General features: G+C 40.6%; 8 protein-coding genes. 6 read left to right on the top strand and 2 right to left on the bottom strand.

Features of this window, described 5'->3' with window-relative positions; translation table 11 throughout:
- Positions 1 to 306: 306 nt before the first annotated feature.
- Complete coding sequence (locus AC5JL8_RS09120) at positions 307 to 1299, bottom strand: phosphotransferase family protein (RefSeq protein ID WP_495879454.1); 993 nt, start codon at positions 1297 to 1299, stop codon at positions 307 to 309.
- Positions 1300 to 1348: 49 nt separating this feature from the next.
- On the opposite strand from AC5JL8_RS09120, the gene AC5JL8_RS09115 reads away from it, so the two are divergent.
- The 5 genes from AC5JL8_RS09115 to AC5JL8_RS09095 all read left to right on the top strand — a co-directional run bounded on the left by AC5JL8_RS09115 (position 1349) and on the right by AC5JL8_RS09095 (position 7065).
- Positions 1349 to 2065 (top strand): SGNH/GDSL hydrolase family protein, encoded by a 717-nt coding sequence (locus AC5JL8_RS09115; RefSeq protein WP_495879453.1) that lies wholly within the window; start codon positions 1349 to 1351, stop codon positions 2063 to 2065.
- A gap of 138 nt (positions 2066 to 2203) precedes the next feature.
- Entirely contained in the window at positions 2204 to 2410 is a 207-nt protein-coding gene (locus AC5JL8_RS09110; protein WP_495879452.1) for a high light inducible protein, read from the top strand.
- An 88-nt stretch (positions 2411 to 2498) separates the two neighbouring features.
- On the top strand, positions 2499 to 2954 hold the full coding sequence (locus AC5JL8_RS09105) for a DUF4383 domain-containing protein (protein ID WP_495879451.1): 456 nt from the start codon (positions 2499 to 2501) through the stop codon (positions 2952 to 2954).
- A gap of 350 nt (positions 2955 to 3304) precedes the next feature.
- Positions 3305 to 6583: a non-ribosomal peptide synthetase gene (locus AC5JL8_RS09100; RefSeq protein ID WP_495879450.1), complete on the top strand. Its 3279-nt coding sequence runs from the start codon at positions 3305 to 3307 to the stop codon at positions 6581 to 6583.
- A 209-nt stretch (positions 6584 to 6792) separates the two neighbouring features.
- Entirely contained in the window at positions 6793 to 7065 is a 273-nt protein-coding gene (locus AC5JL8_RS09095) for a SemiSWEET family sugar transporter (RefSeq protein ID WP_495879449.1), read from the top strand.
- 37 nt (positions 7066 to 7102) lie between these two features.
- Here AC5JL8_RS09095 and AC5JL8_RS09090 read toward each other — a convergent pair whose 3' ends face one another.
- The gene (locus AC5JL8_RS09090; protein WP_495879448.1) at positions 7103 to 8221 is read right to left on the bottom strand and encodes an alpha/beta fold hydrolase; all 1119 of its coding nucleotides are present in this window, start codon (positions 8219 to 8221) and stop codon (positions 7103 to 7105) included.
- Positions 8222 to 8389: 168 nt separating this feature from the next.
- Here AC5JL8_RS09090 and AC5JL8_RS09085 point away from each other — a divergent pair, with 168 nt between their 5' ends.
- Positions 8390 to 13096 (top strand): amino acid adenylation domain-containing protein, encoded by a 4707-nt coding sequence (locus AC5JL8_RS09085; RefSeq protein ID WP_495879447.1) that lies wholly within the window; start codon positions 8390 to 8392, stop codon positions 13094 to 13096.
- Positions 13097 to 13327 lie beyond the last annotated feature (231 nt).

Raw genomic sequence — 13327 nt, 5'->3', positions numbered from 1 at the left:
TTCCATAGACGTTGTTCACGCCTCGCTTTGAGAACTTGATCGAACACAATCACTAAAAGGAATAGAAATCGTGCTTATTAACCAACCTTAAAAGAAGCATCAGGGGCAACGAGCAAGAGCCACATTGGATTTTATGTTTTCAAGCGATAAATAGTTGGAATACTCTGATTTTGCTAGTAATCCAGTTTAAATCCACCTAACCCTGGTTAGATGTTTTGGCTTAAATTTGTATTGCAAAAAAATTTTATGTTCTCAATAAGTTTTAGTTGTTGAGAGGCAAATTGTTTTTTCCAATGCCTAGTGCAACTAAAGGAGATTATTCGCTAACGCTAAACTTTTGTGCTTGAAGGACAATGCCCGAAGTTCATCTCGCCTTCGCCAAACTGCGATCGCTATATACTTTTGCACCTCATATAGCAGATAAAACCGTTGACGAATCACAGCAGAGGTAGACTGATCGCGTTCCCTGCCATATCCTTTCCAGAAAGCAGGCTCGCTAATTCCACAATAGTCTAACACCGCAAATTCAATCTCTGGATCGCCCCAAAGGGCACGGTCGAAGTCTACTAATCCGGTCACATTACCTGCTGGGTCTACCAAAATGTTTTGAGACCAGACATCCATGTGAAGTAAGCGAGGGGATTGTGTGTAATCAAAGTGAGCGATATGTTGCTCTAAAAGATTAGACATCAACTGGCGATCGCTCAATGTATAGCATCCGCTTGCAACCACATCATCCAATAGCAGATTCCACATGACACGGAATGCTTCTGCCCAGGTTGGTTGAGGTTCCATTGGATGGTGTAGACCGATATATCCATAAGCCTCAATTCCGAGGCAGTCAGGAGCCGTCAGTTCATGCAACTGACGCAGGTAAGAGCCGACTTGGTAAAGAGTTTGATCGTGCTGATCGCAACTGAGAGAAGGAGCATCACTTAGGGGAACGCCCTCAAGGGCTGTCATCAGCAGATAATCTTGGTCTAGGTGAACACGACTAAAATCAGCAGCGATAATTTGTGCAACTGGAATGGTTGTGCGTGAGCGGATAAGTTCGTGTAGCGATGGCTCCTGACGCATCATGCGGCGTTCGTAAAACAGCAACCCTGTCGAATCTCTTGGAGCTACCCGCAATACATAGCGCTTTTGAGGAGCAAATACCCAGAAGGAAGAATTATGTTTACCCGTAGGAATCGGCACAAGCTGAAGCTCTGCTGGATCAACGTTGAGATGGGTGGCGATCAGTGCAAGGAGTTTTTCGAGATTTAGGGCTTGTGACAGTAAATCCATCTTCTGATTCATATCGTCTACCATGTCCTCATGCTAGCGTCGGACAAACAAAGAGAGTGCTATGGCTTTGTTTCAACCTACGCGACGACGGTTTATTCAAGTAGTTGGAGGGGCAAGTGTCCTGACTCTCTTTGGCTGCAATCGACGGGAGCAAGCAATGGTCACGCTATATACCTTTGGCGACTCAATTTTAGATTGCGGACGATATAACGAGTTTGGCGTTCATCCAGGGCAACTCCTCGTCCAGAATGACGATCGCCTGTTTCCCGAATTTCAAGGTCAGGATCTCAAATCACGTGGCTCTGCTCGCCTGGAACATCGTGCCCGTGATGGTGCAACAGTTGAGGGGTTGCCTTCTCAGGCTCACCGATTGCGGGTGGAAGGAAAAGCGATCGCACTAATCACTATCGGTGGTAACGATCTACTGCAAGGATTAATTCGAGATACTGGTGGAGGGATTGCAACCTTTGCTAATGCTCTCGACACGTTTGTGCAGCAGTTGCCGATTCGCCCCGTTCTGTTGGGTAATGTGTACGATCCTACCTTTGGAGATGATAGACGCAACTTTGTAGGGGTTGAGCCGACGATCGCCCGCAAGAATCTCCAGCGCATGAACACTGCAATTGGAGAAATCGCTAATCGCTATGGGCAATTTGTCGATCTCCACGCCCATTTTCTCAAGGGTGATCCATCCTGGTTCACAGCGACGATTGAGCCAAGCCTGCGCGGTGCATCGGAAGTGCGGCGGGCTTTTCTGCCTTATGTTCTCGGTAAATAAGAATAATTTTTTTTGTATCGAAATTAATTGTTGAGCGTTACCAAAGATATAGATCGAAGACGCTCCTAATGGCAGACCAGTATCGCAAATTTAGTCGATAGCATGAGAGCAAAACAAGATTATTGAGAACTAACCATCATGAAAACTACAGCAATTAACACCGATCAAGTCCCTACTGTTACCCCAGCTTACAATGGAGCCGATCGCAACGCCTGGATCTTTGGCTGGAATCCACAGCAGGAGCTATGGAATGGTCGTTTAGCAATGCTTGGTTTTGTCAGTTATCTTCTTTGGGATTTGGCTGGTTATAGCGTTCTTCGAGACGTACTTCATCTGCTCCGCTAAGGAATTAAGTTAGTTACAAAAGACCTGTGGTTGCCTAAAACCACGCTTTAATTCTGCAACAAAAGACTTTAAAACCAAAAATACTGCCATGCAAACATCAACATTTTCAAATTCCTCGATTCGTTACTGTGCTTTGTGTCTGGGTCTGTTTTTCTTGCTGCTCGGTTTAGCTGGATTTGTGCCTGCTTTTGTAGCTCCCGGAGCGAACGCTACGGCTGTAACAGGTTCTGGCTATTTATTTGGGGTATTTCCTACCAACTACTTTCATAATGCGATTGGTATCTTAGTTGGTATCTGGGGAATTGCTGCATTTACTAGCTTAACCGGAGCAATTGTGTTCAATCGCATCTTCGCTATCGTCTATGCAGCAGGCGCTATTTTAGGGTTGCTGCCTTTTACAAATACTCTGTTTGGGATTACACCGCTTTTTGGCAATAATATCTGGCTCAATGCGATTACTGCTGCGATCGCTTTCTACTACGGATTTGTGAAGTCAGCAGAAATTAATACACCAAGTTCATCTAGTGTTCAAGCTAGCGTGTAACGAAAATACCTTTTCCAAGTAGGGAAGTGTTCTAATACTTATCGTTAGGAATTATTTTGTCCGCACTCCTTAACGCTTATCTATGATGCAAAAGTAGTCTCACAAGGGCTACTTTTTTTATGATCGTTTTAGTATTTGTGGCTTTAATACCTTGCTAATGTATTTGCAAATCGGAAATAAATGAACAAAATCTAACCTACGGCAAGCTGTTAATTTTCTGTTGATGCGCTGTAATTGTCAGAGTCAGCCTTGTGGCTGTCCGATTTACCGGGAGCGAGCTAAGAAATTATCTCTTAAGAAAGCAGCATCAAGCCTTTTGAGAATTTTGTTAGTAATTAGGAGAGATAAATATGTCTTCTGAAGAGGTTTTCGTTTTTCCTGCATCTTTTGCCCAACAGAGGTTGTGGTTCCTTGACCAGCTGATTCCCGGTAATGTCATTTATAATGTGCCGACAGCAATTCGCTTGAGAGGTTCGCTTAACATTTCGGCACTAGAGCAGACGTTTAACGAAATTGTGCGTCGCCACGAAGTCTTACGCACCACATTTCAAGTGTTGGATGGTCAACCTTTACAAGTCATATCTCCCAACTTAACCATACCTCTTTGTGTAGTAAATTTGCGGCATTTATCCACAGATGAACGCGAAGCTGAAGCAAAGCATATCATCACCGCAGAGATAGAATGTCCTTTCGATTTATCCTCAGAAGCGTTGCTGCGGCTGATGCTACTGATGCTTTCCGAGACAGAAAATATTTTATTACTGAATATGCACCACATTATCTGCGACGATTGGTCTATTGGGGTGCTGATTCAAGAAATGGGAACACTTTACACAGCTTTTGCACAAAAACAAGCTTCACCTCTATTAGAACTGCCTCTTCAGTATGCCGACTTTGCCCACTGGCAACGTGAGTGGTTGCAAGGCGAAATCCTAAAAACTCAGTTAGCTTATTGGCGGCAACAATTAAATAACATTTCGATGTTGCATTTGCCTACCGATAAACCACGACCAGCTATACAAAGCTATCAAGGAGCAACAGAATTTATAGAGTTACCGAAAGACCTAACTGATGCACTACAAGAACTGTCGCAGCAAGAAGAAGCTACTTTATTTATGACATTGCTGGCAGCTTTTCAAACATTGCTCTATCGCTATACACATCAGGAAGATATTGCTGTAGGTTCACCAATTGCTAACCGTAACCGCAGTGAAGTTGAGGAAATAATTGGTTTTTTTGTCAATAGTTTATTGCTACGCACTCACCTCAACGGCAATCTAACTTTTCGAGAATTATTAGGTAGAGTAAAGGAAGTAACGCTAGGCGCATTTAGTCATCAAGATTTACCTTTTGAGAAGTTAGTAGAGGAACTACATCCAGAACGCAACTTGAGCTATCATCCACTATTTCAGGTAGTATTTGGTTTTCAAAATGCGCCAATGTCGGCTTTAGAACTGCCTGGGTTAGTGCCTAGCTTTATGAAAATTGACTTTAACAAGACGCGGTTTGATTTGGAATTGCACTTATGGAGATGTTCTGAAGATTTTAGGAGCTTATGGGGTGCAAAGTGGGAGCATTCTGAAGGTATCAGAGGTGTGATGGTTTACAACACAGATATATTTGATAAAGTCACCATTGTTCGGATGCTAGGACATTTTAAAACATTGTTGTCGGGCATTGTTGCTAATCCAGAACAACGTATCGCAAATTTACCGCTATTGAACGAACAAGAGCTACACCAGATATTACAAGAATGGAATAATACCCAGAGTGAGTATCCTCAAGATAAGTGCATTCATCAATTATTTGAAAATCAGGTGAAGCAGCGCCCTGATGCTATAGCAATAAAATTTGCAACCGAGCAACTAACTTATAGAGAATTGGATAATCGCAGTAATAATTTAGCGCATTACCTACAAAAAATGGGGGTATGCTCTGAAGTTTTAGTGGGTATTTGTGTTTCTCAGTCTATAGAAATGATAGTCGGCTTGCTAGGAATTTTGAAAGCAGGAGGAGCGTATGTTCCTTTAGACCCTAACTATCCTCAAGAACGCCTCAATTTTATGCTTGAGGATGCAGAAGTTTCAATATTGCTGACACAGGAAAACTTATTGAGAAATTTTGAGAATTTTTCTAATAAAGTTATTTGTATAGATAAAATTTGGAATATTCTTACCCAAGAAAGCGAAGTAAGTATTAATAATAGTGTAACCAGTGATAACTTAGCTTATGTAATTTATACTTCTGGCTCTACAGGAAAGCCCAAAGGAGTTGCTGTAACTCATAAAGCTGTAAATCGGCTGGTGTGCAATACAAATTATATAAAAATAGAACCTAACGATAAAATCGCCCAAGTATCTAATACTTCTTTTGATGCAGCGACATTCGAGATTTGGGGAGCGTTACTTAATGGTGCTGAACTTGTTGTAATTAGCAAAGATGTTATCCTTTCGCCTCACGAATTTGCATTACAACTACAACAAAAAGACATCAGCGTTCTGTTTCTAACTACTGCGTTATTTCAACAAATAGCTAGAGATGCTCCGCAAGCTTTTAATTCATTACGCTATTTACTATTTGGTGGCGAGACTATTGATACCAGATGGGTTAAAAAGGTAATGAAAAATGGTGCGCCTAAACAATTGATTCATGTTTATGGCCCTACTGAAAGTACTACATTTTCTTCTTATTACTGGGTGCAAGATTTACCAGAATCAGCCACATCTGTTCCCATTGGTTGCCCGATTACAAATACTCAAATTTATTTGCTAGATGCCCATTTGCAACCTGTGCCAATTGGTGTTATTGGCGAGTTATACATTAAGGGTGATGGACTAGCGCGAGAATATCTTAACCGTCCTGAATTAACTGCTGAAAACTTCATTACTGTTCCAGAAACTGAGTTTATTCCTAGAGTGAGGCTTTACAAGACAGGTGATTTAGGCCGGTATTTACCTGATGGCAATATTGAATTTTTAGGTCGCGTTGACAATCAAGTAAAAATTCGTGGCTTCCGCATCGAATTGGGAGAAATTGAAGCAGCGCTGAATCAACATCCAGCAGTGAGAGAAACAGTAGTAATTATTGGTGAAGACATACCTGGTGAGAAAAACTTGGTGGCTTATATTGTTCCCAACCAGGAGCAAATACCAATACAGGAAGCACAAGGCTTTATGTCTGGATTACGACAATTTTTAAAAGAAAAGTTACCAGAATACATGATACCAAAAGCTTATGTGCTACTGGAATCTCTACCATTAACACCTAATGGTAAAGTAGACCGTCGCGCTCTACCTGCACCGAATACAGTTATTTTCGATAAACAAGATTATGTAGCACCACAGACGCAAATTGAAGAGTCGCTAGTAGAAATCTGGGCTAAAGTTTTAGGAAAAGAGCAGGTAGGGATTCATGATAATTTCTTTGAATTGGGTGGTCATTCTTTACTAGCAACTCAGTTAAGTTCACGAATACGCGATACTTTCCAAATAGATATGACTGTACGCAATTTGTTTGAAGCACCGACTGTTGAACAACTTGCTAGGTATATTGAAACAATGTGTTGGGCAACACAGGGTTTAGATAAGACTGGAACTATGAAAACTCAGCGTGAGGAAGTAGAATTCTGACATTAATGGTTCATCGCATTAATTATGAAAGGCAAAAAAACGAACCGCAAAGGGCACAAAGAACGCAAAGTAAGAGGGGAAATAAGAGGAATGAAAAATAGGTTAACCTAGCAAATTTAATGCGATAGACCACTAATATAGTATGTATAGCCAAAGCTTAAATGCTTGTACTGAATCACTCAACTGAAAAACTAGAGGTAGGGAAAAAAATGGATGAATCTAATTTCATCACAATTTTAGGGTTAACAGCAGGAGTGCTTACTACAATCGCCTATTTACCCCAACTAATCAAAACCTGGAAGTCAAAATCAGCTGATGACCTTTCTTGGAGTATGCTGGTTGTTCTGTGTGTAGGTATTATCTTATGGTTGGTGTATGGCACTTATGTTCACGATATTCCCATCATTGCCGCTAACATTGTTACCTTTGTGTTTGCTGGGATGATTTTGGTATTGAAGATTAAGTACAAGTCAGTTAAATAGATACTTGCAATCGACGTGGTACTGGTTAGTAACCTGTCTACTCTCCGACTTTGCAAGTAGCACAAAAGGCGCTGACGGCTTGGGAAAACTGGTGGTTCTGCTCCATTAATGCCATGTGTCCACCAGGGTTGATCGTGACTAGTTTAGCTTGTGGTATTTCGGCTTTCATGCGATCGCTTGCTACAGGTTTAGTCGCTATGTCGGAAGCGCCACAAACAACCAACACCGGAACATTAATTCTGGCCAGTGTTTTAGTCTCATCATATTTGAACATTGCCAGTGTACCGCGAGCTAGAACACCAGGTGAACCTAATGCTGATAAGAAAGCTGCAAAATTAAGTTGTCCACGGGTTTCTCTACCCGTAAATCCTGATAATTCTACGCTAATGTACAGCAAACCATTGAAATACGAAAGCCAAGTCATCAACCAAAAAATCGGTGACAGCAGAATAGTAAGATACAGCAGGGGTTCGATTAGTGGCTTCTGCAACTTGCGGATCAAACCGCTAAATATACAAGTTTTTACGGGATTGGTGTAGGTGGTATCCACAAGAATTAAGCCAGCCACCCGCCGCCTTAAATGCTCAGGGAATAGCCGACAAAATGTCAAGTTAATCATTCCACCCATACTGTGTCCTAGCAAAAACACAGGCTGATTTCCTGCGATCGCAATAACCGCTTCTAAATCGCGGGCATATTTTTCTATAGAGTAATCGTTGTTGTCTGGTCTAAAGGATTTTCCCAACCCTGGTAAATCCCAAACAATAACTCGAAAGCGATCGCTCAGTTGCCGTTTGGCATAATACCATATAGTGCTATTCGGCCCCCAACCGTGCGACATGATAATCGGTTGACCATCTTCAGGGCCATAAAACTCTACTTGCAGTATGCTACCATCTGGTCTTGGCAGACGCTGCACAGTTTTAGTACGCATAAATTTGGGTTCGTCAGAACCATGACGACGCAGCAAAGGCAAACTGATAAAACGGCCGGCAAAAGACCACAGAACCATTGCTAGTCCAGCCACCAAGTAGGAAGTTCCTACCAATTCCCGTTCGTACCACTCATAGAGAATATAAATCCCTCCACCAAGTACCCCGATAGACAGCAGTTGAAATAGCCATACAAGCAGGAAATTAGGAGGCATGAATAGCATAAGCTTAAACCTGGCGATCGCCGATTAAATACATTCTCTCTCAGCTTCATACCATAGTTATAATCATGAAATTTTCAACCCCAGGAATGATTTATACAGCGTTCTAGATATGTTAAAAATGCTGAGTTAATAACTAGTCAGCAACAACTGTTGCGACAGGGTATAATTTTGAAAACTGTTGAGTTCTTAACTTATCTTCGCAGCTTAGATATTCAAGCTTTTGTTGATGGAGAAAGGTTGCGCTGTAATGCTCCTGAAGGAACCATAACGCCAGAATTGGCCGCAGAAATTCAAAAGCGCAAAGCAGAAATTGTTAACTTTTTAAAAGTAGCTAATCATACGGTCAACAACACTTTAACACCACTCGTACCCATTTCTCGCAGCAAAAACCTTCCTCTCTCATTTGCTCAACAACGGCTGTGGTTTCTTGACCAATTAGTACCCAATAATCCCTTCTATAACGTCCCAACAGCAATACATTTAACTGGTTCACTCAATTTAGCAGCACTAGAACAAACTTTTAACGAAATTGTCCGCCGTCACGAAGCTTTACGTACCACTTTTGCCGTGGTGGAAGAGCAACCAATTCAGGTAATTGCAGCAAGTTTAAAAGTCTCTTTACCAATCATTGATCTGCGGCAACTGCCAGAAACCGAACGTGAACAACAAGCGCGAAAAATAGTTACCCAAGAAGCTCAAAGACCTTTCAATTTATCAACTGAGCCGTTGCTGCGAGTCACACTGCTGCGGTTAGATGAAACCGAACATATTTTGGTGCTGAATATGCACCACATTGTCTCTGATGGTTGGTCTATTGGGGTGCTAATTCAAGAAATAGCAACACTCTACACAGCCTTTGCCAATAATCAGCCTTCTCCTTTGCCAGAACTTACCATCCAATATGCAGATTTCGCCCATTGGCAACGCCAATCTTTACAAGGGGAAAGATTGCAAACTCAGTTGAATTATTGGCAACAACAATTAGATGGTATTTCTATACTAAATTTATCTACAGATAGGCCTAGACCAGCAATTCAAACTTATCGGGGTGCAAGGCAACTTCTACAATTGCCAAAAAATCTTAGCGAAGCACTTTTAGCTCTTTCCCAGCAGGAAGGAGTAACTTTGTTCATGACCTTATTGGCAGCATTTCAAACTTTGCTCTACCGCTACACACAGCAAGAAGATATTGCTGTAGGTTCACCAATTGCCAACCGCAACCGCAGCGAAATTGAAGGATTGATTGGGTTTTTTGTCAATAGTTTAGTTTTGCGTACTCACTTAAATGGGAACCTAAGCTTTAGGGAATTACTAGGTAGAGTAAAAGAGGTTGCTTTAGGAGCTTATGCTCATCAAGATTTGCCTTTTGAAAAATTGGTAGAAGAACTACATCCAGAGCGAAAATTAAATCAAAATCCATTATTTCAAATGGTATTTGCGCTACAAAATGCACCTATAGCAGCGCTAGATTTACCTGGATTAACTCTCAGCCCCATGCCATTTGATAGCGAAACCACGCGGTTTGATTTAGAATTTCATTTGTGGGAGCCGGATCTGCAAAATGGATTGTGGGTAGATAGTTCAAAAGGAATTAGTGGTTTTGTTATTTACAGCACTGATTTATTTGATGAGGCTACTATTACCCGAATGCTGGGACATTTCCAAATATTACTAGAGGGTATTGTTGCTAATCCAGACCAGAGAATTGCCAATTTACCACTATTAAGCGAATCTGAATTAAATCAGTTATTATTTGAATGGAATAATACCCAAGTAGGCTACCCTCAAGATAGATGTGTTCATCAGTTAGTTGAAAGCATTGCCGAACAAAATCCTGATGGAATTGCGCTTGTATTTGAAGATAAGCAACTCAGCTACAAAGAATTAAATCTCCGCAGTAATCAACTAGCAAATTATCTCCAAAAATTAGGTGTTGATTCTGAAGTAATAGTAGGGCTTTGTGTCGAACGCTCTTTTGATATGGTAATTGGAATGTTAGCCATCCTCAAAGCAGGCGGAGCGTATTTACCTTTAGATCCAACATATCCGTCTGAGCGTTTAAACTTGATGCTGGAAGATGCTCAAGTTTCAGTTTTATTAACTTACACACAATGCTTAGAGAGTTTTAAAAACTCTAACTATCAAGTAATCTATTTAGATAAAGATTGGGAGATTATTGCTCAAGCAGTTCAAGATAATCTTCCCAGCAAAATAACAGCAAACAATCTCGCTTATGTTATTTATACCTCTGGCTCAACTGGAAAGCCTAAAGGCGTTAAAATTGAACATAGAGGATTGTTAAATTTGGTTTTTTGGCATCAACAAGCGTTTGCAGTTTCACACCTTGATCGAGTAACTCAAATTGCCGGAATTGCCTTTGATGCTTGCAGTTGGGAAATTTGGCCTTATCTGAGTGCTGGAGCAAGTATACATTTTGTTGATGATGAAATTAAGCGATCGCCTGAAAAACTACGAGATTGGCTAGAATTAAAAGCAATAACAATTAGCTTTCTACCAACACCCTTGGCAGAAAAGATTTTAGCATTAAATTGGCCAAATAATATAGCTTTACGCCTATTACTAACAGGCGGTGATAAACTAAATCAATATCCTTCATCTTTTCTTCGTTTTCAAGTAGTTAATAATTACGGCCCAACTGAGAATACAGTTGTCACAACTTCCGTTGATGTTACTGTAAGTAATCAAGTTAATGTAGCACCTGCAATTGGTCGTCCGATCGCTAATACACAAGTTTACATACTTGATAGATATCTGCAACCTGTACCTATTGGCGTTGCGGGTGAGTTGTACATCAGTGGTGATGGATTAGCGCGAGGTTATTTAAACCTTCCAGATTTAACTGCTGAAAAATTCATTTCTCATCCTTTTAGCAATCAGCCAAAAGCACGTCTTTATCAAACAGGTGATTTAGTTCGTTATCGTTCAGATGGTAACCTGGAATTTATCGGACGTATTGATGAGCAGATAAAAATTCGCGGCTACCGTATTGAATTAGGTGAAATAGAAGCGGTACTGAGTCAGCATCCAGCAGTGCTGCAAACTGTAGTGATGTTTCATGAAGATACAAATGAAAAGCGTTTAATAGCTTATGTGGCGCTGAATGCAGATTACAGTAGCCAGCAGGAAATACCACAGCAAAAATTGCAGCAAGAGCAGGTTTTGCAATGGCAGATGCTTTACAACGAAACTTATAATCAACCTGCTGTTAATTCCGATCCAACATTCAATATTATAGGTTGGAATAGTAGTTATACAAATCAGCCTATTCCAGCAGAACAGATGCGTGATTGGGTGAATAATCAAGTGGCGCAAATTTTGGCTTTGCAACCCAAGAAAGTATTAGAAATTGGTTGTGGAACAGGTTTAATGTTATTTAGGGTTGCACCCCACTGCACTAAATATTGTGCAACAGACTTTTCTGCTGCTTCACTTAACTATATTAAACAGCATTTAGCAACGCAAGATTTGCCGCAGGTAAAGTTGCATCAGAAGTTAGCTAATGATTTTGCAGGAATAGAAAAAGCTGCTTTTGATGCAGTAATTCTCAACTCAGTTGTGCAATATTTTCCTAGCATTGATTATTTAATTGGCGTATTAGAAGGTGCTTTACAGACAGTTGTTCCTGGTGGCTATATCTTCATCGGAGATGTGCGTAATCTGCCACTATTGACAGCTTTTCATGCGTCGGTACAACTGTATCAAGCTGAACCTTCTCTTACTCGTTCTGAGTTGCAGCAACGGGTAGAAATGCAAGTTTTTCAAGAAACAGAATTAGTTATCGATCCAGCATTCTTTAGAGCATTACAGCAGCGCTTTCCCCAGATAAGCCATATACAAACTCAACTAATTCGGGGACGAGATTACAATGAGTTAACTCAGTTTCGTTATAATGTAATTCTTCATATTGACGGTGAAGGAAATACTCAAAATTCCTCAAATGAAGCGTGGCTAGACTGGCACAGAAATAACTGCACAGTCTCAACAATACGTCAATTATTGATTGATAACCAACCAGAAATTTTAGGTATTACTAATATCCCTAATGCGCGAGTGATAGCAGCAGTTAAAACAGCACAATGGCTATCAGGTGTAGAGGATTTTAAAACTGCGGGTCAAATGCGCCAAGCTTTGCAAAATCTCCCGAATTTAGGCATAGATCCAGAAGATTGGTATGCTTTGGATTTACCCTACAATGTTGAGATTAGTTGCTCAAATTCTAATATTGAAGCACGCTATGACGTAGTTTTTGTACGTCAAAATATAACAAATAAAAAAATAATTTTTCCACTTAGCATTGACTCACACCCGTGGCAATCTTATGCTAATAATCCCCTACAAGCAAAAGCAGCGCGTAAGTTAGTACCACAATTACAAACTTATTTAGCACAGAAATTGCCTGATTACATGATACCATCGGCTTTTGCCGTATTGGAATCTCTACCTCTCACACCAAATGGCAAAGTTGATCGCCGCGCCTTACCTATACCCAATGCAATCAAGCCAGAATTAGCAGATACTTATGTTGCGCCTCGGACTGCTGTTGAAGAAGTACTGGTGAAAATTTTTGCTGAGATTTTAGGAATAAAGCGGGTAGGTATCCACGATAATTTTTTTGCATTAGGCGGACATTCATTACTAGCAACTCAGCTTGCTTCTAGAGTACGTGACGCTTTCAAAGTAGAGTTGCCTTTACGTAATGTCTTTGAAGCATCGACAATTGCAGAATTATCTAAATTGATAGAAAGTTTTCAAGATAGCAATGTGAAAAATCAAGCTCCAGCTTTAGTGCCACTATCGCGTGAAAGTCGGCGGATGAAGTTATCTGCTTTGAATAAAGAAACGAAAGAGAAATAAGAGGCGATCGCTTGAGTGGTTTTTTCTCGGTTGCGTCTACTGCTTTCATAGTTTCACTTATGTTGATCATATTGAAAAAATGTGCTTTATATAGCAAAAAAAACACAGAAATATGTATATGTAAAGATGAAACTTGCTGCGTAAAATATAAATAAGTATTTCACAAGCTAAAGTCAAAATCAGAGGCTAGTACCGCAAGGCGAAATTCAAAATTTGCTCATTTAAAATGAA

The sequence above is a fragment of the Mojavia sp. genome (assembly GCF_059505145.1).
The sequence above is the reverse complement of the archived record's forward strand: the minus strand, read 5'-3'. Positions and strand labels throughout refer to the sequence as shown.